The organism is Meiothermus sp., assembly GCF_025060375.1.
Taxonomy (GTDB): domain Bacteria; phylum Deinococcota; class Deinococci; order Deinococcales; family Thermaceae; genus Meiothermus.
In genome coordinates this window covers 16,145-38,752 of sequence record NZ_JANXCG010000056.1, presented here as the reverse complement: position 1 = coordinate 38,752, position 22,608 = coordinate 16,145, and the positions used below count along the sequence as shown (strand labels likewise).

The 22,608-nt window shown below is 64.0% G+C and carries 21 protein-coding genes; 10 read left to right on the top strand and 11 right to left on the bottom strand.

The features are described 5' to 3' along the window. Positions 1–6 precede the first annotated feature (6 nt). From NZ849_RS07315 to pyrR, 5 genes are all read right to left on the bottom strand, one after another. Positions 7–489: a hypothetical protein gene (locus tag NZ849_RS07315; RefSeq protein ID WP_295405698.1), complete on the bottom strand. Its 483-nt coding sequence runs from the start codon at positions 487–489 to the stop codon at positions 7–9. Between the two features lie 464 nt (positions 490–953). Further along, a complete protein-coding gene (locus NZ849_RS07310; protein WP_295405695.1) occupies positions 954–1,439 on the bottom strand; it encodes a hypothetical protein in 486 nt (161 codons plus the stop codon). 36 nt (positions 1,440–1,475) lie between these two features. Beyond that, positions 1,476–2,780 (bottom strand): dihydroorotase, encoded by a 1,305-nt coding sequence (locus NZ849_RS07305; protein WP_295405693.1) that lies wholly within the window; start codon positions 2,778–2,780, stop codon positions 1,476–1,478. Positions 2,781–2,782: 2 nt separating this feature from the next. Further along, the gene (locus tag NZ849_RS07300; protein WP_295405690.1) at positions 2,783–3,715 is read right to left on the bottom strand and encodes an aspartate carbamoyltransferase catalytic subunit; all 933 of its coding nucleotides are present in this window, start codon (positions 3,713–3,715) and stop codon (positions 2,783–2,785) included. Then, positions 3,712–4,257: a bifunctional pyr operon transcriptional regulator/uracil phosphoribosyltransferase PyrR gene (pyrR, locus tag NZ849_RS07295; protein ID WP_295405687.1), complete on the bottom strand. Its 546-nt coding sequence runs from the start codon at positions 4,255–4,257 to the stop codon at positions 3,712–3,714. The genes NZ849_RS07300 and pyrR overlap by 4 nt, the downstream gene beginning before the upstream one ends. A 255-nt stretch (positions 4,258–4,512) precedes the next feature. On the opposite strand from pyrR, the gene mnmA reads away from it, so the two are divergent. From mnmA to NZ849_RS07275, 4 genes are all read left to right on the top strand, one after another. Beyond that, positions 4,513–5,610: a tRNA 2-thiouridine(34) synthase MnmA gene (mnmA, locus tag NZ849_RS07290; protein ID WP_295405684.1), complete on the top strand. Its 1,098-nt coding sequence runs from the start codon at positions 4,513–4,515 to the stop codon at positions 5,608–5,610. A 282-nt stretch (positions 5,611–5,892) separates the two neighbouring features. Next, complete coding sequence (locus NZ849_RS07285) at positions 5,893–6,948, top strand: acyltransferase (RefSeq protein ID WP_295405681.1); 1,056 nt, start codon at positions 5,893–5,895, stop codon at positions 6,946–6,948. Positions 6,949–6,961: 13 nt separating this feature from the next. Next, entirely contained in the window at positions 6,962–7,882 is a 921-nt protein-coding gene (locus NZ849_RS07280; protein ID WP_295405679.1) for an alpha/beta fold hydrolase, read from the top strand. A gap of 10 nt (positions 7,883–7,892) precedes the next feature. Next, positions 7,893–8,816, top strand: a complete 924-nt coding sequence (locus tag NZ849_RS07275; RefSeq protein WP_295405677.1) for a sodium:calcium antiporter — start codon at positions 7,893–7,895, stop codon at positions 8,814–8,816. Here the strand turns inward: NZ849_RS07275 and NZ849_RS07270 are convergent. From NZ849_RS07270 to NZ849_RS07255, 4 genes are all read right to left on the bottom strand, one after another. Further along, on the bottom strand, positions 8,813–9,880 hold the full coding sequence (locus tag NZ849_RS07270) for a GGDEF domain-containing protein (RefSeq protein WP_295405675.1): 1,068 nt from the start codon (positions 9,878–9,880) through the stop codon (positions 8,813–8,815). The genes NZ849_RS07275 and NZ849_RS07270 overlap by 4 nt on opposite strands. Before the next feature lie 131 nt (positions 9,881–10,011). Next, positions 10,012–10,782 (bottom strand): succinate dehydrogenase/fumarate reductase iron-sulfur subunit, encoded by a 771-nt coding sequence (locus tag NZ849_RS07265; RefSeq protein ID WP_295405673.1) that lies wholly within the window; start codon positions 10,780–10,782, stop codon positions 10,012–10,014. A 2-nt stretch (positions 10,783–10,784) separates the two neighbouring features. Continuing rightward, positions 10,785–12,614, bottom strand: a complete 1,830-nt coding sequence (locus NZ849_RS07260) for a fumarate reductase/succinate dehydrogenase flavoprotein subunit (protein WP_295405671.1) — start codon at positions 12,612–12,614, stop codon at positions 10,785–10,787. A gap of 12 nt (positions 12,615–12,626) precedes the next feature. Continuing rightward, positions 12,627–13,379: a succinate dehydrogenase gene (locus tag NZ849_RS07255; RefSeq protein WP_295405669.1), complete on the bottom strand. Its 753-nt coding sequence runs from the start codon at positions 13,377–13,379 to the stop codon at positions 12,627–12,629. Positions 13,380–13,620: 241 nt separating this feature from the next. On the opposite strand from NZ849_RS07255, the gene speD reads away from it, so the two are divergent. After that, positions 13,621–14,061 (top strand): adenosylmethionine decarboxylase, encoded by a 441-nt coding sequence (gene speD / locus NZ849_RS07250; protein ID WP_295405667.1) that lies wholly within the window; start codon positions 13,621–13,623, stop codon positions 14,059–14,061. 4 nt (positions 14,062–14,065) lie between these two features. Here the strand turns inward: speD and NZ849_RS07245 are convergent, their stop codons facing one another. After that, positions 14,066–14,878 (bottom strand): IclR family transcriptional regulator, encoded by an 813-nt coding sequence (locus tag NZ849_RS07245; RefSeq protein WP_295405664.1) that lies wholly within the window; start codon positions 14,876–14,878, stop codon positions 14,066–14,068. A 122-nt stretch (positions 14,879–15,000) separates the two neighbouring features. On the opposite strand from NZ849_RS07245, the gene aceB reads away from it, so the two are divergent. The 5 genes from aceB to NZ849_RS07220 all read left to right on the top strand — a co-directional run bounded on the left by aceB (position 15,001) and on the right by NZ849_RS07220 (position 20,365). Further along, the gene (aceB, locus tag NZ849_RS07240) at positions 15,001–16,578 is read left to right on the top strand and encodes a malate synthase A (RefSeq protein WP_295405661.1); all 1,578 of its coding nucleotides are present in this window, start codon (positions 15,001–15,003) and stop codon (positions 16,576–16,578) included. Between the two features lie 154 nt (positions 16,579–16,732). After that, the gene (locus NZ849_RS07235; RefSeq protein WP_295405659.1) at positions 16,733–18,286 is read left to right on the top strand and encodes a tyrosine-protein kinase family protein; all 1,554 of its coding nucleotides are present in this window, start codon (positions 16,733–16,735) and stop codon (positions 18,284–18,286) included. A gap of 68 nt (positions 18,287–18,354) precedes the next feature. Continuing rightward, positions 18,355–19,134, top strand: coding sequence for a PaaX family transcriptional regulator C-terminal domain-containing protein (locus tag NZ849_RS07230; protein ID WP_295405657.1), 780 nt, complete (start codon positions 18,355–18,357; stop codon positions 19,132–19,134). Between the two features lie 12 nt (positions 19,135–19,146). Beyond that, complete coding sequence (gene msrA, locus NZ849_RS07225; protein WP_295405655.1) at positions 19,147–19,692, top strand: peptide-methionine (S)-S-oxide reductase MsrA; 546 nt, start codon at positions 19,147–19,149, stop codon at positions 19,690–19,692. Positions 19,693–19,765: 73 nt separating this feature from the next. Next, positions 19,766–20,365: a ribonuclease H family protein gene (locus NZ849_RS07220; RefSeq protein WP_295405654.1), complete on the top strand. Its 600-nt coding sequence runs from the start codon at positions 19,766–19,768 to the stop codon at positions 20,363–20,365. A gap of 227 nt (positions 20,366–20,592) precedes the next feature. Here NZ849_RS07220 and NZ849_RS07215 read toward each other — a convergent pair whose 3' ends face one another. Further along, positions 20,593–22,587, bottom strand: a complete 1,995-nt coding sequence (locus NZ849_RS07215; protein ID WP_295405652.1) for a sensor domain-containing phosphodiesterase — start codon at positions 22,585–22,587, stop codon at positions 20,593–20,595. Between the last annotated feature and the right edge of the window lie 21 nt (positions 22,588–22,608).

Below are 22,608 nucleotides of genomic sequence, written 5' to 3'. Positions count from 1 at the left end.
TTCCTCCTAACGAACAACGGCACGGAGCCTAAGGAAAACGGTTTGCTGGGCGCCCAGCTCGGGCAGGGTCCAGCGGGCGTGGGTATACTCTTCGGGCTTTACCTCTACCTCTTTCTCTACCTCCCGGCCGCCCTCCACCATCCGGACCTTGCGCTTGAGCGGGGGCTGGCCGTAGGTGCGCCCGCCATCGTAGCTGAACTCTAGCCGGGCTCCCTCGAGGGGAAAGGCCCCCTGGAAGACGGCCTCCTTGGGGACCGGGATGACCAGGGCCACCTGGCGGAGGGGTTTGTCTGTGGTGTTTTGAGCGCTGAGCTGGTATTCAATGAGCTGCCCGGGCCGGACCTCCAGGGCAGGCTCGAGCCGCTCCACCACCCGGCCTCCCTGGTCTATGGAGACTACCCGGAAGGCCTTGAGGTCGAGCCGAACCTCCCTTTGGGCTAGGGCGCTTCCCAAAAGCGCTAGGGCGAGAGCCAATAGGTATAGACGCATCCTTCCTCCGTCGTGCTGGGGTCGCCTTTGTGCGACCCAGCTTTCCAGGTTAGCTACCCCGGCTGCAGGCTGCGGTGCGTTTGTCACGCCTACCCCCAGGGGGTAGGCCCCTTTTTCTCCCATAGGTCTTCCCAATAGAGAAAAAATCCCCTTTTTTAGGGCAAAAGACTGCGTAACGAGATGTAACGCCCCTGTGGGCTGGGCCGAGGAGAAGGCTTCATCTAGCCCCTGGAAAGGCCCCACCTAGCGCCCCAGCCCCCGGCTGTGTATGGCCCCGATTTTCCCTCGCTTGAAGCCCCCAGGAAGCGCTTTTTGCCTGCAAAGGGGGATTTAGCAGGTAACACGACTTGAGCAGCGAGGCCTCGGTTGGGCCGGTGAACCCGCTTTGAACTGTGGCGGTGGCCGCTTCTCCCCGGCCAGTGCGCCAAGAGGCACCGCGCATGGCTTTGAGGCCCGGTGGGGGCCTAAGGCAGCACCGCCACCCGGGCCACCATATTCCGGAACTCCAGGGTTCCCGCCGTGGCCAGACTGCTTTCCAGCCGTACCCCTATCCAGAGGTTGCCGCTGTTGATGCCCTGGGTGAGCCGTTCTGCGGTGAGCTGTAGAGGCTGCGAGGGTCCGCTTCGGAAATCGGCTGTGCCGGCCCGCTCAATGTGGGGGGCGTTGGGATCGCACAGGTAGAAACCCTGGGTCTGGTTTTGGCAGGGCTCCTCGTCGCTCACGAAGAAGGTAAATTGGGCAGAGGTCTGCTGGTACCTCAGGGTGCCCTCCAGGGCCACGCGGCTCAGGCTGACGGGCGGCCTGTCAAAGCTTTGCTTTACGAAGACAGCCTGGTTTGAGCGCACCAGCGCAACGTCAACATTAAAGTCCCTTACGGGCACCGACAGGGGTGCGCGGCTGCAGGCCCATAGGCTGGCTGAGAGGAGGATTAGGAGGGTCCAACGTCTCATCGCATGCAGCATAACAGGGCCTCATGTGAGGTTTTTCTAAAAATCTGCCTCCCAAACCACCCGCCCCTCCACCAGGGTCAGGACCGGCCAGCCCAGAAGCGTCCAGCCCGCCCAGGGGCTGTACTTGGCCTTGGAGGCAAAGCCGCGGGGGTCTACCGACCGCTTTTGGGAGGGATTCCAGAGCACCAAGCTGGCCTCGGCGCCCTCCTCGAGGTGGATGGGAGGGAGCCCCAGGATGCGCCGGGGATCGCTGCTGAAGCGGGCCACCAGGGTGGGCAGGGGGAAGCCCCGCTCCTCCACCAGCTTGGTGTAGAGCAGCGGCCAGGCCACCTCTAGGCTGGGGATGCCGAAAGGTGCCCGGAGCAGGTCCAGGGCTTTTTCGTCCTCGGTGTGGGGGGCGTGGTCGGTAGCGACGCAGTCTATGCTGCCTTCCAAAAGCCCTTCCAACAGGGCCTCCACATCAGCCTTGGTGCGCAGGGGTGGGGCCACCTTGTAAAGGGGATCGAGGCCTTCCAGGTGGGCCTCGGTTAGGGTCAGGTGGTGGGGGGTTACCTCGGTGCTGACCGGGAGCCCTTCCCGCTTAGCCTGGCGGACCAGCTCGAGGCCCCGCTTGGTGCTCAGGTGCTGGATGTGGAGCAAGGTTTCGCCTTGGGGCCGCACCCCAAGACCCTCCCAGACATAGCGCACCACCTCCAGGTCGCGGGCAATGCGGGCGGTCTCCGCATAGGCAGGGTTTCCGGGCAGGCCAAGCCGCCAGGAGACCTCTCCTTCATGCATCACCCCACCCCGCCGGAGCCCTGCGTCCTCAGCGTGCACGGCTACCGGAAGCCCCCAGGAGGCTGCGTAGCGTAGGCCCAAGGCCAGCACCCCCGCGTCCTCATTGGTGCGCCCGTCGTCGCTGAGCAGCACCGCTCCAGCTTCGCGCAGGGCCCGGGCCTCGCAGAGGAGCTGTCCCTCCTGCCCTTGGGTCAGGGCCGCAGCCGGGTGGAGCCGGGCGAACCCAATGCGAGCCGACTTCTCCTTCAACGCCCGCACGGCCTCGGCCCTGTCCACCACGGGTGAGGTGTTGGGCATGGAGACCACATCGGTGTAGCCACCCCGGACCGCCGCTTCCAGACCGCTTTGCAGGTCTTCCTTTACTTCCTGACCGGGTTCGCGCAGATGGGTGTGCAGGTCGAGGAAGCCTGGTGACAGGTAAAGCCCTTTGGCCTCTATGGTTCGCTTGGCCTCGCCCCCGAAGAGCGAGAGGATGCGCCCTTCGCCGATCAGCACATCGGCTATGCCGTGCTTTCCCCGAGCATCCACCAAGGTTGCGTCCTTGAAAAGAATATCGCCTTTCATCCCTACCTTTTCCCTACCAGGACGTGGTACAGCACTGCCATCCGCACCGCCTGCCCATTGGCTACCTGGCGCTCCACCAAGCTGCGGGGTGAGTCGGCCAGGGTGCCCTCTATCTCCACGTCGCGGTTCATGGGGCCGGGGTGGAGGAGGGGGGCCTCAGGCTTGGCCCAGGCCAGGCGGGCTTCGGTGATCTGATAGCCTGCGATGTACTCCGGGAGAGACGGGAGCAACCCCCTGTCCATCCGCTCCTTCTGGAGCCGCAGGGCCATCACCGCATCGGCTTCCTCCAGGGCCTCCCGCAGGTTGGTGGTTAGGCGGACCCCAGGCAGGTGGCCGGGGAGTAGGGTGGACGGTCCGCAGGCCACCACGCAGGCCCCCAGCATGGGCAGGAGTTCGGCGTTGGAGCGGGCCACCCGTGAGTGCAGGATGTCGCCCACAATGGCGATTTTTTTGCCCTCCAGGCTTCCCAACCGCTCCCTGAGGGTGAAGGCGTCCAGAAGGGCCTGGGTGGGGTGAGCCCTCCAGCCGTCCCCGGCATTGATGACCGGCTTCCTTAGCCAGCGGTGGGCCTGGTGGGGAACCCCAGCGGCATCGGTGCGGAGGATGTAGGCGTCTATGCCCATCTGGTCGAGGGTTCGCAGGGTGTCGCGGTGGGTTTCGCCCTTGACCGTGGAACTGGCGCTGCTCACAAAGCTCACCACATCGGCAGACATGCGCCGGGCGGCCAGTTCAAAGGAGATTCGGGTGCGGGTGGAGGGCTCAAAGAAAACTGTGGCCACGGTAAACCCGCTGAGGGCCGGTACCTTCTTGACCGGGCGCGCGAGCACCTCCTGCATCATCTGGGCGGTCTCGAGCAGGCTCTCGAGCTGAGCGCGGTTCCAGTCTTTGAAGTCCAAAAGGTGCTTGGGAAAGCTGGGGGGGCTGGGTTCGCTCATTTCTCCTCCATCTCCCATAGCTCTACTGCGTCCTCGCCGTCATCTTCCACGGTTTTTACCTTCACCACCTCGCTCCTGGAGGTGGGGAGGTTCTTTCCCACAAAGTCGGCCCGGATGGGCAGCTCGCGGTGCCCTCGGTCCACCAGCACTGCCAGGTAGATTCGGTTAGGTCGGCCCTGGTCGATCAGCGCATCGAGGGCCGCCCTGGCGGTGCGGCCGGTGTAGAGCACGTCGTCCACCAGCACCACAGCCTTGCCGTTGAGGTCAAAGGGGATGCGGGTTTCGCGCACCCGGGGCTGCAGGCCAATCTCGGTCAGGTCGTCGCGGTAGAGGGTGATGTCCAGAATGCCCATGGGCACCCGCTGCCCCTCAAAACGCTCCACCAGCTCCACCAGCCGCTTGGCCAGGCTGATGCCACGGGTGTGGATCCCCACAAAGCAGAGTCTCTGGGTGCCCTTATTCCTCTCTATGACCTCGTGCGCGATGCGGGTTAGGGCGCGGCGTACCTCGTCGGCGTTGAGGATGCGAGACTTGAAGGTCATGGCTTTCCCTCCAAGCCTAGCCTACCCAGCTCGAGCCCAAAAAAAACACGCCCATTTGGGCGCACCGAATATTTGTGGTCTGCTTAGCGTGCATTGACACTCCTTTCCGACCTCACCGGATCGGCTTAAAGGTAGGGGCCTAAGCCCGCCCGTTATGCTAAGCCCAGGTGGCCTGGCCCGTCAACAGAGTGTGCGCAGGCTCCTAGAGGGGTGGGTTAGACTGGGTCTAGGGGCCCACGGGGCTCCGCTGTGGTTATGGGTAAGCGCGTGTTGGCGGCCATGAGCGGGGGGGTAGACTCCTCCGTAAGCGCAGCTCTGCTCAAGGAACAGGGCTATGAGGTTATCGGGGCCATGATGCGCTTTTGGCCCGACAACAAGCAGGGGGATTGCTTTGAGACCTGCTGCTCGCCCGATGCTGCCTACGAGGCCCGACGGGTCGCGGATATCCTGGGTATTCCTTTCTACCTGCTCGACTACCGCGAGGAGTTCCAGGAAAAGATCATCGCTCCTTTCATCGCGGGCTACCGGGCAGGGCAGACCCCCAACCCTTGCGTAAGCTGCAACACCCGGGTTAAGTTTGACTCGCTTTTGCGAAAGGCCCGGATGCTGGGCTGCGACTACGTGGCTACCGGTCACTACGTGATCAACCGAGAGGGCGGGCTCTACCGGGGTGATCCCAGGAAGGACCAAACCTACTTCCTCTGGGGCACGCCCAAGGAAGCCATCCCTCACCTGCTCTTTCCGGTGGGCCACCTGGAGAAGCCCCAGGTGCGGGCCCTGGCCGAGCAGTTTGGCCTGCCCACGGCTAAAAAGCCCGAGAGTCAGAACATCTGCTTTGTGCAGGGTGATTTGAAGGATTTTTTGGCCCAGCACATTGGGGCTAGGCCAGGGCCCCTCATAGACCTGGAGACCGGTGCGCAGATCGGGGAGCACAGCGGGGCCCAGTTCTACACGGTGGGCCAGCGGAAGGGGCTGGGTCTTTGGAAGAGCCACCTCGAGCGCTACGTGGTCCGGGTAGATGTGGCCCGCAACGAGGTGGTGGTGGGCCCCCGCGAGGCCTGCATGTGGGGGGGGCTGGAGGCCCAAGGGGTCAACCTACTCCTGGAGCCAAGCGGCGTGCCTGAGCGGCTGGAGGTGCAGGTGCGCTACCGCACCCGGCCGGTGCCGGCTCGAGTGGAGGAGATGACCCCAGGGCGGATGGTAATCCGGTTTGAAGAGCCCCAGTTTGCTGTTGCGCCCGGCCAGTCAGCGGTGCTGTACCAGGGCGAACGGCTCCTGGGCGGGGGGATTATCGTCCAACCCCTGCACAACCTCTGGGAGGCCTCGAACCGGCCCCTGCAGTGCTTCGGCTAGTGGCCGGGTGCTCCTCCCTGCCCGCGGCTGAGGTAGCGTTTGGGGCTCCGGTCGGTGCCGCCTGATTAGGTGGTGCAGCCTGGGCGCCCTGAGGGCGCTCCCAGCGGCGCTTACCTCCTTCCCCTTTTTGAACGAAGCCCGGTGGTATCTTTGGCTGCGGTTTTTTCGGTAGGGGGTCGCGGCACGTGGCTGCGGCGTGCGCCCTGTTTGCCCCGGCAGACCCAGGAGGGCCGAGGGTCTGGTCTTAAGAAACTCTTTATAGGAGGGGCATAGGATAAGGTGATGCCGGCGCCTCCTCGCCCCGCGCAAGCCGAGCCGGACCGCTTTCCCTGGGTGGAGGTGTTTCGCGGCCTGGCCATCCTCGAGGTCCTGTTCCACCACCTTTCGGGCCGATTCCTGCGGATGATGGAGCAGGGGAGCGCCGAATGGTTCTTGCTGGTGGTCCTGAACCGGGTGCTCCATTTTGCGGTTCCAGCCTTTTTGTTCCTCACCACGGTGGTGCTGGGGGCGGCCCTCATCCGCGGCTTTCATCCCCTGCGCTACGCGCAAAACCGCCTGCTGCGGGTGGTCTGGCCCTATCTGCTCTGGAGCGGGCTCTACCTCCTCTGGCGGTACCACGAGTTTCCCCAGTGGTTTGACCCTGGACGCATCCCCCATCAGCTCCTGTGGGGCAAGGCCTACTTTCACCTCTACTTCTTGGTGCTGGCTATCCAGCTCACCCTGCTTCTGCCGCTGCTCCTGCCCTTGCTGAGGTGGCGGCTCCCCTTTTGGGGGGTGATGCTGGGTGGGGGCTTGCTGACCCTGGGGGTCTACTTTTTCAACCGCGAGGTCTACCGCTTTGAGTATCCGGGCAGCGTGATCCTCTGGTACCTGCCCGCGATTGCCCTGGGGGTCTGGCTGGCCGGGCAGCTCGAGCGGCTCGATGAGCTGTTGCGGCGGGGGCGGCTAGCGGCGCTGGGGGTGGTGGCGGTGGGTTTGGCCTTTTACCTTCCCAATGCGGTTGAGGCCCGGATGGGGCTGCCGGTGAACACCATGGCCTATCAGGTAGGGCACTGGCTCTACACCACGGCGATGGCCTTTTTGCTCCTTGGGTTGGCAGTGCGCCTGAGCGGCTCCCCGCTGGCCCCATTCTTGCGCCTGCTGGGGCGGTACTCCCTGCAGATCTACCTGATTCATCCGCTGGTCATGCGGCTTTTGGAGCGCACGCCGGGCTTTCCTGAGCCGCTGGGGTTTGTGCCGGCTTTTGCCATCTATGGGGTGCTGGCGCTGGGCCTTCCCCTAGGGTTGGCCTGGCTGGTGCGGCGGAGCCTGTTTTCGAGGTGGATGTTTGGTCGGTAGGTTGGGGTGGTGGGTGGGGCTGGCCCTGCTGGTTCTGGCAGGGTGCGGGCGGGACGGAGCCGGTCCCCGGCTGGAGTTGCGCCCGTCCAGCGCTGAGCCGGTGCAGCGCTACGAGGGCTGGTTGCGGCGGGATGTGGCGCTTTATGTGGAAGTTTGTCGCCCCGACGGGCAGGGACCTTTCCCTACGGTTTTGTTGGTGCACGGCGGGCAGTGGGGGCCCACCGCGAGCCTGCGTGCGCTTTGCTGGGGTTGGGCCCAGAGGGGTTACCTGGTGGTCCTGCCCCACCTGCGCGGGCAGGGGAAGAGCCAGGGCCGGGTTAGCCTGTGCGGCGATGAGGCCGCTGACCTGCCCCCCCTGGTCCGGGCCCTGAGGGACCACGGTGGGAGCGAGCGGGTGGCGCTGGTGGGCTTTTCCATGGGGGCCTGTGTGGCCCTGAAGGCGGCCCAGGGGGCGCCTTGGGTGGCCGGGGTGGCCCACGTGCTGGGGCCCACCGACCTGGTGGAGCAGCTCGAGCTGTTGCGCTCGGCGGGTAGGCTCGAGGCAGTGGCCCGCCGCCAGGCCCTGGTGGGCGGCAGCCCGCAGGCCTGCCCGCGCTGCTACGCCGAGCGAAACCCCTTGGCCTTTGCCCGGGCGCTCGAGGCTCCTCTGCTTATCCTCCAGGCCGGCAACGACCCATTGGTGCCGGCTACCCAGGGCTGCCGCCTGGCTGCGGAGCGGGAGGCCATGGGGCGAAGGGTCTACCGGGTGGCCCTAACCCAGGGGGGCCAGCCCTGGACCGGTCCCCTGACCAAGCGCCGGGCTTGCTTGGGAAAGCCCACCGGCTTCGGCCCCCTGACCGAGGACCACCTGGTGCTCTATCCCGACCTAGGGCACAAGACCACACCGGCTCTCCTGGCCCTGGTAGAGCGGGCTCTTGCGGCCTGGCTCGAGTAGTATCCTCTCAATGCTCCACTTCCTCGCTTTTTCGGCCAGTCTAGCCCTGTTGCTTCTATCGGCTCGCTTGCTTGTGGGGGCCGCCGAGCGCATTGGACTGGCGTTGGGTTTGTCCAGCTTCATGGTGGGGGTTATCGTTGTGGGGGTGGGCACCTCGCTGCCTGAGCTGGTCACGGGGCTTTTCTCGGTGAGCCGGGGGGTTTCCCAGATTTTGAGCGGCAATGTGCTGGGGGCCAATGTTTCCAACCTGTTGCTGGTTCTGGGAGTGAGCGCGGTGTTCTCAACGGTGCGCCCGGTCTACCTGGGCAAGGCCTACATCGCCATAGATTTGCACTTTCTGGTGGGCTCGGCCTTCGCGTTGGGGGTGGTGATGTTTGATGGGGTGGTGGGCCGGGTGGAGGGGCTTTTCCTGCTGGCTGTTTACGGGGTCTATGTGGTGTATTTCCTCAGAGAGGGTAGCAGAGAGGATGGTGAGCCCCGCTCCCGGTTGGTCCCCCGCGATTTGCTGATGGTAGGACTCGGCGCCGTGGGCCTCCACTTTGGAGCTGAGTGGACGGTGGGCAGCGTTCAGGCCCTGGCCGCCGCTATGGGCGTGCCTCTGGCCATCGTAGCCGTCACGATTCTGGCCTTGGGCACCACCCTGCCTGAGCTGGTGGTAAGCTTTATGGTGGCACGTCAGGGCAAGTCTTCGCTGGCGGTGGGCAATATTCTGGGATCTTGCGTATTTAATGCGCTGGTGGTGGTGGGCGCAGGGGCTGTCTACGGCACGGTCAAAGCGCCGCCCGAACTGGCGGGGTTTGCCCTGCCCTTTTTTGTGGGCTCTTCACTGCTGTTCTACCTTCTGGTGCAGGACCGGCGCATCTCGAGCTGGGAGGGAATGCTCTTTCTGCTCATGTATGGGCTGTTTGTGCTGAAGTTGAGCGGGCTGGCCTAAGACGCAACCTTTACCTGGTTGCCCCCAGCCTGTTTGGAGGCGTACATCGCGCTGTCGGCTCGGGCGATGAGGCTTCTTGGATTGTCCCCCGGGAGGGCCGCAGCTACGCCAAAGCTGGCCGAGACAGGGGGCAGGTGATCGTGCTGGGCCAGGAGAGGCTGAAGGCGCGCGCAAAGCTCCTCTGCCTCCGCCAAAGAGGTGTTGGGGAGCAGCAGCATGAACTCTTCCCCGCCCCAGCGGCCCAGCTGGTCGCCGGGCCGCAGGTTTTGTTGCAGGACCCGGGTGGCCTGCACGAGCACCCGGTCCCCCACCTCGTGGCCGTAGCAGTCGTTGATCTGTTTGAAGCGGTCTAGGTCAAGCAACACCAGGCAGAGGGGCTCTGCAGTCTGCTGGTGGCGGAGCAAGGCCTCTTCTAGGCTTTTCAGGATGGAGCGGCGGTTGGCCACGCCGGTTAGGGGGTCGGTATGGGCCAGGTGGTGGAGGTGGGCGGCCTCGAGCTGGGCCCTTAGGCCGTGTTCCTTGGAGAACACCAGAACCCGGAACAAAACCAGGTAGCTGAGCTGGGAAACGTAGAGCTGGACCAGCCCGTTGCCGTCGAGCTTAACTCCCTGGGCCACCTGGGGGGCAAGGGCCAGAAAGCCGGCGAGCAGGAAGGCCAGAAAGAGCCCCAGCGAAACCCGCCAGGCCAGGCGCGGCTCGAAGACAAAGTAGGCCATCACAAAGATAATGGCTAGCCAGACCGAGGAACCCCAGAGGCCCTCCCGGGCGATGGCCAGGAGGTTGTAGTAGACGTTGAGCACCATCAGGGTGGCGCTTCCCCAGAAAATGCCCTGCTCCACCCAGCGGAAAGGCATCCAGCGGGGAAGAAGGCCTGCCCAGCAGAGCATCAGCCAAAGGGCCATCAGGGGCAGGGAATACCTTTCGTAGAAGCTTTCCTGCTTTTCCAGCTCAAGCTGGCTCCAGGAGAAGAGGGCAGCCCAGGCCACCACGGGCAACATGAAGAAGTACACCCGAGCCCGCATGGGGACGGTGATGTCCTGGTCTTGGGGTGCACTTCTGGCCACGGCTTTTCATATTCTCCACACCTGTTTCTAAAACTTCAACGATCCCTTCTGCCCTCCTTTGCCCGGGGGTTGTGGGGCTCGCGATGGGGAGGCCCCCTCGAGCCGGCTCGAGGGGGCCGCAGCTGGGCTAACTAGTCGTCGGCCGCTGTGCCAGCTGTCTCTGGACGCTTTTTACTTGCGAAAAGCCGACGGAAGAAGGCCATCACCGGGTCGTAGTACTCGTCCACCACCCGCTCCTTCAGGGGAATGATGGCGTTGTCGGTAATGCGAATATGCTCGGGGCAGACCTCGGTGCAGCACTTGGTGATGTTGCAATAGCCAATGCCCCCCTCGTTTTTAAGCATGTCCAGACGGTTTTCCACGTCCAGGGGGTGCATTTCGAGGCTTGCGGTGCGCACCAGGAAGCGCGGCCCGATAAAGCCGGTTTTTTCGTTGTGCTCGCGGAGGACATGGCAGACGTTCTGGCACAGAAAGCACTCAATGCACTTTCTGAACTCCTGCACCCGGTCCACGTCCTCCTGATACATGATCCAGTTGGTGTCGGGGGCTGGGGTGAAGGGCTTGATTTTTTTGTTGACCTCGTAGTTCCACTTCACATCGGTGACCAGGTCGCGAATCACCGGGAAGGTTTTCATGGGGCGGACGGTGACCGGCTTGCTGGTGTCGATGGTGTCCAGCCGGGTCATGCACATCAGGGTGGGCTTACCATTAACCTCGGCCCCGCAAGAACCGCACTTTCCAGCCTTGCAGTTCCAGCGGCAGGCGAGGTCAGGGGCCTGCTCAGCCTGGATTTTGTGAATTACATCCAGCACCACCATGCCCTCTTGCACCTCGACGGTGTAGTCCTTCAGCTCACCGCCGGTCTGGTCGCCCCGGAAAACTCTAAAGGTCACGCTAGGCATCTTCAGACTCCTACGGGTTCGCTCAGCTCCTTTAGGTCTTTGGCCTCGGCAATCCTGCGCAGCTCCTCGGGCATCTCGGGCAGCGGCTCGGCCACCACGCTCAGGCTACCGTCAGGGTTGCGCTTGATGACGTGGTTGATTTTGGCAAATTGGGGGTCCGGGTCCGGGTAGTCAAGCCGGGCGTGGCCTCCACGGCTTTCCTTGCGGGCCAGGGCGGCCAACACCACCGCCTCTGAGACCTCTACCATCAGCCGGATGTCCAGCGCGGTGTGCCAGCCTGGGTTGTAGGCCCGACTCCCGGAGGCCGAGGTGTTCCAGGCCCTCTTCTTGAGGTCAGCCAGAATGTCGAGCTGGGCCTTCAGCTCCCCCTCCTCACGCATGATTCCAGCGTTTTTCTGCATGGAGGCACGCAGTTCCTTCATGAGGGTGAAGGGGTTCTCGCCCTGGGGGTTGTTGAAGGGTTGGAGGGCTTCGGCGATGTAGGCCCGAACCTGGGCTTCATCTACCTGGAACGAACCGCTCTGCTGGGCCGCGTACTCGGCGGCAGCTATCCCGGCCCGGCGGCCAAACACCACCAGGTCGGAAAGCGAGTTGCCCCCCAGGCGGTTGGCCCCGTGGAGGCCACCCGCTACTTCTCCAGCGGCGTACAGCCCCGGCACATTGGTGGCCTGGGTGTCGGGGTCCACCCGCACCCCGCCCATCACGTAGTGGCAGGTGGGACCTACCTCCATGGGTTCTTTGGTGATGTCCAGGTTGCCCAGCTTCATGAACTGGTGGTACATGCTGGGAAGCTTCTTTTTGATGTAGTCGGCCGGCCGCCGGCTGGCGATGTCCAGGTAGACCCCCCCGTGGGGGCTGCCCCGGCCCTCGCTCACCTCCTTGCGGATGGCCCGAGCCACCACATCGCGGGTCAGCAGCTCGGGTGGGCGGCGGGCGGTGCGGTCGCCCTGCAACCAGCGCTCGGCCTCCTCTTCGGTCTCGGCGAACTCCCCTTTGTAGCGCTCGGGGATGTTGTCGAACATGAAGCGGCGCCCCAGGCTGTTCTTGAGAACGCCCCCCTCGCCCCGCACCCCTTCGGTGACCAGGATGCCCATCACGCTGGGCGGCCAGACCATTCCGGTGGGGTGGAACTGGATGAACTCCATGTCAATCAGGTCGGCGCCGACCATGCTGGCGAGCGAGAAGCCATCGCCGGTGCACTCCCAGGAGTTGGAGGTGATCTGGTAAATCCGGCCCAGGCCCCCGGTTGCCAGCACCACCGCCTTGGCCCGAAAAACCAGGAAATCGCCGGTCTGGCGGTTGAAGCCCAGGGCCCCCACCACCCGGCCTGCGTCGGTCAGAAGGCGGTAGATGGTGGTCTCCATGTGGGCGTGGACGCCTAGCTTTACCGCATGGTCTTGCAGGGTGCGGATGAGCTCCAGACCGGTGCGGTCGCCCACGTGGGCCAGGCGGGGGTAGGAGTGGCCGCCGAAGTTGCGCTGGTTGATCTTACCGTCCGGCGTGCGGTCGAAAACCGCGCCCCAGCGCTCGAGCTCCCGCACCCGCTCCGGGGCTTCCTTGGTGTAGTTCATCACCATCTTCCAGTTGTTGAGCATGCCCCCGCCCTTCATGGTGTCCCGGAAGTGAACCTTCCAGTTGTCCTCTGGGCGAACGTTACCGAGAGCGGCGGCCATCCCCCCTTCAGCCATTACGGTGTGGGCTTTGCCCAGGAGGCTCTTGGTCACCACACCCACCCTGGCGCCCATCTCCATGGCTGCAATGGCCGCGCGCAACCCAGCTCCTCCCGCGCCGATGACCAGCACGTCGTAGTCGTGAACGGTGTAGGATTCCATAGCTTGGCTCCCTCAGAACAGCCGGATATCGGTGATGGTTCCCATCGAGCACAGGCGGATGTAAACGTCGGTGAACCATACCGAGAGCATGCTGATGACAGCCCAGAACCCGTGGCCTTCGTTGATGCGGGTGATGCGTTGCCACAGGGTGTAGCGGGTCTTGTGCTTGGAGAAGCAGTTGAGGCAACCCCCTGCCAGGTGCCGCCAGGCGTGGCAGGAGAAGGTGTAGTAGGAGAGCAGGATGACATTCCCCAGCATAATTAGGCTGCCCACGCCCACGCCAAAGCCGTCTTCAAAGAAGAAGGCCCGGATGGCGTCGTACCAGAGGAAGGCCACCACCGGCACTGAGAGGTACCAGAAGTAGCGGTGCAGGTTGTTGAGCACAAAGGGGAAAGCTCGCTCCCCTCTGTACGCCCTGCGCAGCTCGGGTACTGCACAGGCTGGGGGGTCCCAGAAGAAGGCCCGGTAGTAGGCCTTGCGGTAGTAGTAGCATGTAGCCCGGAAACCCAGGGGAATCCAGAGCACCAGGAAAGCCGGAGAGATGGGGAGCCACTCCAGGTCCTTGGCGTGAACGCCGGGCAGAGGTATGGAGTAGAAGGGGGATAGGTAGGGGCCATATTCAAAGTGCTGTCGGTTCCAGGCTACCCAGAGGGCGTAAATTCCGAACAAGCCCAGGCTCAGCACAGTGAACAGGGGCTCAATCCACCAGTTGTCCTGCCGTTCTGTCTGCCGACTTTCTGTGCCCGTTACAGGTTTCGTGCTCATCCTCCTAACTATACTCGTTCTGAGGTATGGGGGGAAACTAAAGAGGCCCACAAAGCGCCGGATGGTGTAATTATTCCGAAGTGGCCCCATCCAGATAGGCTTTCTCCTGTTAGGTAAGGCGCTTGATCATGAGATTGACACCCACCCCCCCCTACCCCATAATGGGGGGCTGTCAAGAGGCCCGGGTGGCCGTCTGACAAGAGCTGCGGGGAACCCCGCCGGCTTTTGGGAGGTTACGAGGTTGGAACTGTTTGGTTTTGGCCCGCACCTGATGATTGACGGCTACCATGCCAATGCAGAGAAGCTAGCCGACCCCGAACTGGTCCGGGAGGTCCTGGACCGGCTGCCCGAGGAGATGGAGATGACCAAAGTGTTGCCCCCGGTGGTGCGCTGTTACCCAGCCGCTTTGGGGCAGGCCGAGGGGATTACGGGTGTGGTTATCATCGCGGAAAGCCACATCGCCATCCACACCTTCCCGGCCCAACGCTTTATCAGCGTGGACATTTTTTCCTGCAAGGAGTTTGACCTGGGTAAGGCGCTGGGGTACGTGGTGGAGCGGTTTGAGATTGGCCGCTATGAAACGTACCTGATTAACCGGGGCAAGGAGTACCCCAAGGACGTGGAGCTGGCCCGCCAAATTGTGGCGGGGGAGCGCGAGTACCTGCAGGCGCGGCTGGGCTAGGGACCTAGCCGGAGGTGGAGGCAGGCGACCAGCCCAGCCGGATGGAGACCGCATCGGCAGCTTGGCGGATGCGGGCCCCTAGGGCGGGTAGCCGTTCATCGGGCACACGGGTGGTGGGAGCAGAAAGGGACATGGAGGCCACCACCTTGCCCCGGTTGTCGTGGATGGGGGCAGCAATGCAGCGCACCCCGTCCTCCCGCTCCTCGTCGTCCAGCACGTAGCGCTTCTGTCGGGCTTCCCTCATCGTTTCCAGGAAGCCTTCTAGGGTGGTGATGGTCTTGGCGGTGTAGGGCTTGAAAGGGCCAGCCCCCACGATTCGGCGTATCTCAGCCTCGGAGTGTTCCATGAGCAGGGCTTTGCCCACGCCGGTGCAGTAGATGGGGGCCCGGGCTCCTATTCGGGTGAACATGCGAATGAGCTGTCGGCCCTCCACTTGGGCAATGTAGATCACCTCGTTTCCGTCTAAGACGGCCAGATTGACGGTCTCGTTGAGTTCGTCCACCAGCTTTTCCATCTCCGGCATCGCGGCCTCGATGAGGCCCCCACGGGTTAGAAAGGCTGAACCCACCTGGTAGGCCCGCAGGCCCACCTTCCAGAGTCCTTTGCCCTCGTCCCAGTCCACAAAGCCCCGCCGGCGCAGGGTCTCTAGGAGCCGGTAGGCGGTGCTGGGCGAGAGTTCGGTTCTTCGGGCCAGCTCGGAGAGGGATAGGGTTTCGGCTTCGGAGAGCACCTCCAGGAGGTGCAGGCCGCGCTCGAGCGTCCTCACCTCCCCCACCTCGGCCTTTCGGTTGCGTCCAGGGCGGCGTTTGGCCTCCATACCTTAGCAGGCTACGCCAGGCGCTGGAGTTTTTCAATAGATGCAAAAAAGCGTCATCTATTGACAAATATTGTGGGTGGGCGCTAGGCTTGGACGGCGAAGATGGCGAAAGGGAGAGGCTTATGAGCGAGATGCCCCGTGGTGTGGAGATACTAGGCCCCAGGTTGCCCGCCTCTGAAACGGTGCTGACTCCGGAGGCGCTGGCCTTTTTGGCGGGCCTGCAGCGAGAGTTTGGCGCGTTTAGGAAGGGTCTGCTCCAGCGCCGCGCAGAGGTGGCCCAGCGCATAGCTGCTGGTGAGAAGCCAGCTTTTCTGGAGCACACCCGCTTTATCCGGGAGGGGGACTGGAAGGTTGCGCCTGCTCCCCCCGACCTCACCGACCGCAGGGTGGAGATTACCGGTCCCACCGAGCGCAAGATGATGATCAACGCCCTCAATTCGGGGGCCAAGGTCTTCATGGCCGACTGCGAGGATGCCCTCTCGCCCACCTGGGAAAACGTGGTACAAGGCCAGCAGAACCTGATGGATGCGGTGCGCCGCACGATTAGCCTAAGCACCCCAGAGAAGGAGTACCGGCTGGCCGAGAGGACGGCCACCCTGGTGGTGCGCCCCAGGGGCTGGCACCTTTTGGAACGTCACCTTCTGATAGACGGGGAGCCCATATCGGCCAGCCTATTTGACTTTGGTCTGTATTTCTTCCACAACGCCCACGAGCTGCTGAAGCGGGGTAGTGGGCCTTATTTCTACCTGCCCAAGCTCGAGAGCCACCTCGAGGCCCGCCTCTGGAACGAGGTCTTCAACTTCGCCCAGGACTACTTGGGAATCCCTCGGGGCACGATCCGGGCCACGGTGCTTATTGAGACCATCCTGGCGGCCTTTGAGATGGAGGAAATCCTCTACGAGCTGCGCGAACACGCCGCGGGCCTCAATGCGGGTCGCTGGGACTATATCTTTAGCTGCATTAAGAAGTTCGCTACCCATGAGGTGCTCTTCCCCGACCGGGCCCAGGTCACCATGACCGTACCCTTCATGCGGGCCTACACCGAGCTTTTGGTGCGCACCTGTCACAAACGCGGTGCCCACGCGATTGGGGGGATGTCGGCTTTTATCCCAAGCCGAAAGGACCCCGAGGTCAACGCCCGGGCCATCGAGCAGGTCACCAAGGACAAGGAGCGGGAAGCAGGCGACGGCTTTGATGGCACCTGGGTGGCCCATCCCGACCTGGTGCCGGTGGCCATGGCGGTCTTTGACCGGGTGTTGGGGGAGAAGCCTCACCAAAAGGATCGTTTGCGGGAGGATGTGGACGCGAAGGTGCAGCCCCAGGATCTGCTCAATTTTGAGGTTCCGGGCGGCAAGATCACCGAGGCTGGGGTGCGCAACAACATCAGCGTGGGCCTACAGTACATCGCGGCCTGGCTTGGGGGAAGCGGAGCGGTGGCGATCTTCAACCTGATGGAGGACGCAGCCACCGCCGAGATATCCCGCTCCCAGCTCTGGCAGTGGCTTCGTAAGGGGGCAAAGCTGGACGACGGGCGGCCCTTTACCCCAGAGCTTTACCGGCAGCTCAAGCAGGAGGAGATGGCCAAGCTGCAGGGTTTGAGGAACCTGGAGGCCGCGGCCGAGCTTTTGGATGAGCTGGTCTTGCAGCCTGAGTTCAAGGAGTTCCTCACCCTGCCCGCCTACGAGCGCCTGCGGCCTTGAGGTTGGCGCAACGCGCAGCGTTAAGCCAAGGTGAACCCCCATCGCCGCCCCTGGGCCCGTGGCCTTTGGGGCGGATATGTTGCGTAAATCCGAGGGTAATGCCCATTTTTGCGATGGGGTTGGGAGTTTTTTTTCGTAGTACAATCCGCTCCAGATGAGGGAGCTTCCGGGCCTGATCAGGGTGGACTTTGCCGAGCTTGCCAAACGGCTTTGGCGGCATAGATGGCTCCTGCTTTTGCTCTGCGGGGGGGCTACGTTTGGGGTCTACTTTTTCTCCCGTTTGCAGACCCCGGTCTACCAGGCTACCGCCCGGCTTTTGGCAGCCCAGCCCACTGCCTTTTCCAGCGGTCTCAACAGCCTGCCCGTCGCTAGCCCCTTGGACAGCCAGGCCTACCGTGAGGCGGCCTTGAGCAGCCAGGTCCTCAAGGAAACCCTAGGCGGTTCTCAGGGTCAGGAGACCCTCGAGCAATTTCGCCGCCGGCTGCGGGTGCGTACCGTGGACGGGCGGCAGTCGAGCGTCATTATCCTGAGCGTTAGGGACAACGACCCGGCTCGAGCCGCCCGGCTGGCCAACGAGTGGGCCGATGCTCTGCGCCGTTGGGATGACCAGCGGGTGCGGGGCAGCTTTAGCCGGTACCGGGTTTCGCTCGAGGCCCAGCTCCGCACCGTGCAGGCCGATCTGGAGCGAAGCGCCAGCTCGCCTGAGCGCCGGGAGGGCTTGCGCAGCTTGCAGGGGAGTCTTCTGCGCGATTTGGACCTGGTGCGGGCCTTGGAGCAGGGGGCCACCGGCCAGCTCAGCCTGCTGGACCTGGCCGAGGTTCCCCTTCGGCCGGTGGCGCCCCGTCCATTGCTCAACGCGCTGCTGGCGGGGATGCTGACCCTGGCCCTGGGGGTTTTGTTCTTCGTCCTGCGGGAGGCCCTGGTGCGCACGGTGCGCAGCAGCGAGGAGGCCATGGAGCTCACCGGGTTGCAGGTCTTGGGGGAGTTCCCCCGGCTTTTGGGCCCAGACCGCAATCTGCCCAAAGAGGCGGCCAGCTACCTGCGCACCTACGTCAATCGCGGGCTGATGAGCGAGGAGGGGCCTAAGATTGTGGCGGTGACCAGCCCGGAGGCTAAGGACGGCAAGAGCAGTGTGGCCATCGCCTTGGCCCGGGCCTACGCCCGTACCGGGAAGCCCACCTTACTCATTGACCTGGACCTGCATCGCCCCGTTTTGCACACGGAGTTCGGTATCAAAAGTGGACCGGATGTGATTTCGGTGCTGCGGGATCCGCTTTTTGGGGTTGCTGCCCATCAGGTAGAGCGGGGGCTTTCCCTGCTGCCCTGCTTGCAGAGCGTGGACGACCCCTCGGGGCTCCTCTCCCAGCAGCTCCGCCCTTTCCTGCGCCGTTTGCGCGAGGCAGGGGAGTGGGAGGCCATCATCATAGATACCCCGCCGGTGCTCGCGGTGACCGATACCCTGGTGGTGGCTCCCCAGGTTTCGGGGGTGCTGGTGGTGGTCAGCGTAGGCCTCACCGGGCGGCGCAGCCTGAAGGTTGCGGTGGATAACCTCACCCGAATTGGGGCCCAGGTGTTGGGCCTGGTGGTCAACCAGCTGCGGCCGGGAGAGGGGATTTTGGCCACCTCCAGAGGGTACTTGGAGCGTTATGAGGGGTCTTGGCGCCGCCCGAACAGCCAGGAGCAGGACCCCCTGCGCACGCAGTGGTGAAGCCCCTCTCGCTTAGGGGGCTCATGCCTGTCTGGCAAGGTGGGGCTCTTGGGGTTAGACTGGGCCCGATGCGGGCACGGTCGTACCTGTTCACCCTTTACATGGAGTACCTCTACCCGGAAAACCGGGCCTGGGTGGGCGACCTGATTCGCTGGATGCAACTGCTGAGGTTTAGTGAGCCTGCCGTGCGGGCGGCAGTATCCCGCAGCGTGAAGCGGGGGTGGATCATTCCTGAAAAGGAGGGCCGGCGCGCCTACTACCGGCTCTCGCCCCGGGTGGCCTGGCAGGTGGAGCGGGTGAGGGAGCGGTTGTATGGCTATGGGGGGCCTTGGGACGGCCGCTGGCGCATTCTGGTCTACGCGGTCCCCGAGGCCAAGCGCACCGTGCGCGACCGCTTCCGCAACGAGCTGATTCTCCTGGGTTTCGGTACCCCGGCCCCAGGGGTTTGGATAAGCCCCAACGCCTCGCTCGAGGCGGCCCGCGACCTGGTGGGCTTCTACGGTCTTCAGAACTATGTGGAGCTCTTCCAAGCTGAGCGCTTCTCCGCCACCCCTTCCGCTGGGCTGGTGGAGAAGGCCTTCAACCTAAGGGAGGCTCAGGCCCGCTACCAGGCCTTTTTGGCCCAGCCTCTGGCACGACCCAAAACCCCCGAGGAGGCCTTTGCCCGGCTGACCCACTTGATTCATCAGGCCCGCAAGAACCTCTTTCTTGACCCGGGCTTGCCACCCGAACTTACCCCACCGGGGTTCTTGGGGCAGCAGGCCAAGGAGCGGTTTTTGGAGCTAAGGGGGCAGTTGGCCCAGCAGGCCCGCCCGCTTTTTCCGGTCCGCGTTGTGGCGGCGGACTGAGGGGGATGGGGAATGGCTGAGTTGGAAGTGGCCACCCTAGGGGGCGGGTGCTTCTGGTGCCTGGAAGCGGTGTTTGAGCGGGTGAAGGGGGTACGCCGGGTGGTCTCAGGCTATGCCGGGGGGCATCTGCCCAACCCCACCTACGAGCAGGTTTGCAGCCAGCAGACCGGCCACGCCGAGGTGGTGCAGCTTACCTTTGATCCCAGCGAGGTCAGCTTTCGCGAAATTTTAGAGGTCTTTTTCGCCATCCACGACCCTACCAGCAAGGACCGGCAGGGCCACGATGTGGGCCCCCAGTACCGCTCTATCATCCTGTACCACTCCCCTGCCCAGAAGGAAGCGGCCCAGGAGGTCATGCGGCGGCTCGAGGCGGCCCGGGTTTGGGATAAGCCCCTGGTGACCGAGCTGCTTCCCTTTGAGGCTTTTTACCCAGCTGAGGAATACCACCAGGGGTACTACCGGCGCAACCCCCACAGGCCCTACTGCGCTTTGGTAATCGCGCCCAAGCTGGCCCGGTTTTTCCAGAAATTCCCCGAGCTTTCAGACCCCGGCCCGTAGGCCGCTCGCCGGTGTAGGGCGGCTGTGCAGCAGCGGCCGCCCGTAAAGGGCACAGTAGGGTACACTTAGCCCGATGGGTCGCTACTATGTGGTGTGGAAAGGGCGCCAAACCGGTGTGTTTGACTCCTGGGCTGAGGCAGAGGCCCAGGTCAAGGGCTTCTCCGGAGCCCGGTATAAGGCCTTCGGCAGCCTGGGTGAGGCCCAGAGGGCCTTTTCTAGGGGTTTGGAGGGCCACCGGAGCTCCGGAGAGGGGGCGTTCGGGGGGCCTTCCCCCATCGTTCCGAGCTTGGCGGTGGACGCGGCCTGCAGCGGCAACCCCGGGGTGCTGGAGTACCGCGGCGTGGAGACCGCAACCGGTCGGGAGCTCTTCCGCCAGCGGCTTGCTCGCGGAACCAACAACGTGGGGGAGTTTCTGGCCATTGTGGAGGCCCTAAGGCTTTGCAAGGAGAGGGGCTGGAACTGGCCCATCTACACCGACTCCCTGAACGCCATCCGCTGGGTCCAGGAGAAAAAGGCCCGTACCGGCTTGGCCCGAACCCCGGCCAGCGCCGAGCTTTTTGAGCGGATTGCGGAGGCAGAGGCCTGGCTCCACGCCAACGCCTACACCAACCCCATCCTCAAGTGGCAGACCGAGCGCTGGGGGGAGAACCCCGCCGACTTTGGGAGGAAGTAGACCTAGCGGTGCTTCCGGGGGGAGGTTAGCCCGAGCAGCCCTCCGACGAGGAGGGACGCCAGACCCACCCAGAAGGGCTTGCTCAGCGTAGCGGTCAGTAGGGCGGCAAGGAGCAGCCCCAGGCCTACCCGGGTGCGCCTTGCCCAGAAAGCGCGCCCAGACAGGAAGGCCAGCAGGCCTGGCAGTGGCCAGAGGAGGAGCCGGAGTAGGGCGCCCTCGACCATGGCTCAGGAGCCGATACCCCAGACCAAGAGGGCCCCTAGGTCCTCTGCAGGCACCGGCCAGCCCAGGATGTGCCCCTGGCCCAGGTCAGCCCCCAGCTCCTTCATGCGGCTGAGCTGGGACTGCTCCTCCAGCCCTTTGGCCACTGCTTTGGCCCCCACGGCGTGCACCATCTCAATGGCGGCCTTGGCCAGGGGCGCGTTTTCTGAGGTAGATAGGGCGGGGTTGAGCTTAATCCAGTCCAGCGGCAGGCGCCTCAGCTGGGTGAGGGGCAAGGGATTGGTGCCGAAGTTGTCCAAGGCGATGTCCACCCCCAGGTGCTTCAGGATTTCCAGGCTGCGGCTGGCGGTCTCTAAGTCGCTTAGGATGGCCTCTTCCTTGAATTCCAGGATCAGTGTGTCGGCGGGGAGCCGTTTGGTGGAGAGCATCTCCCGCAGCAGGGTAGGGAAGTTGGGATCGGCTAGGGTTTCTGCGGAGATGTTCACGCTGAAGCGGGCGTTTACCCCGGAGGGCTTCCAGAGCGCGGCCTGCTCCAGAACCTTTTCCAAAGTCCAGCGGTCTTGTGCGCTCAGCAGACCCGCCTGTTCCGCCAGGGGCAGGAAGTCTCCTGCCTGGTAGAGCCCCTTGGGCTTGGGCCAGCGGGCCAGAGCCTCCACTGCTGCGAGCTCGAGGTCGCCCAGGCTGTAGATCGGTTGGAAGTGCAGGGTCAGGCTATTCTGGTTTAGGGCCTCCTGGAGCTCGCTGGCCCCTGGGGTTAGGAGGCGGATGCCCCCGCCGCTTTCCAGCGCCTTGGCGCAGGCCTGCTCGGCCTGGGTCCAAAGGCCCTCTGCGCTGGTGGCGTCCTGAGGGTACATTGCAATCCCAATGCCCACCTTGAGTCCGGATAAGGCTGACCGGAGCCGGCCCAGAAGGCGGTGGGCTACTCGGCTGGCCCCTGCGGTGAAGCGCACCTCAGAGAGCAGGAGGGCGAAGCCCTGCTCCCCCAGATAGGCCAGCGAATCGCTTTGGCGAAGGGTGTAGGCGATTTCGCGGGCGGCCTGCTCGGTTTGGGCTCGGTTCATCCCCTCCACTCGGATGCGCATTAGGGCCAGCGAACGGCCATGGCGTTGGGCCAGCGAAAGCGCCTGGGCTAGGTTGATTTCAAACTCACTGCGCCGCACCGCAAGTGAGCGGCGCTCAGGGGCTTGGATGTTGAGCTCGTCCTTCAGCGGACGCAGGATGCGCTCGATGACTTGGGCCACGGCCAGGGCCATGGTCTCGTCGCTGGGGTTCCACTTGCGCGGCTGGAGGCTTTCAAGCCAAAGCAGGCCCCACAGGCCACCCTCGCTGTGCAGAACCACCTGCAGCACCGCGCCCAGGCCGCGGCTTAGCAGAATTTCGCGCAGTTCGTTCATGCGGGCGTCCTGGCGGGCGTCCTCGGCGGCGATGAGGAGGTTGTGCTCCAGCACCTGAAAGTAGACCGGTTGGCGCTCGGGGGAGAGGGCCTCGAGGGGAGCAGCCTCGGGGTACTGCCCCACGGGTTTCAAAGCAGTCTGGTTGGCCTCCCGCAGCCACAGGCAAAGGCCCTTCAGCCCCAGCCCGATGAGCATCTCTCCCAGTTTGGGCAGGGCCTCCTCCACGCCCACGAAGCGCTGGCGGGAGAGCTCGAGCAAGGCCCGCTGCCAGGTTTCCTTGGGCATGGGGTTGATGGCGGTTCCCTGCGACTCCACTAAGAGGGCCTGCAGGGCTTCAATCAGGGCCAGTTTGGCCCGCTCGTTCAGGTTGTAGCCTCGCTGGCCGATGTGCAGCCGGGGGGCGGCCCAGACCAACCGGCTGCTGACCCAGGACTCGCCGGTGAGCAGGTTGAGCAGGAGCTCCTGGGCTTCCTGGGGTTTGAGCACCACCCCCCCTGCCCCTCCCAACCGGATGGCCATGCCCGAGGGCAGGTCCTGGTGTTCGATCAGGAGGGTGGCCCCTTCAATTGAGAGCGGAGCGAATAGCTTCCAACTGGCCTCGTTCACCAATGCCAATCCTCTCCTGTG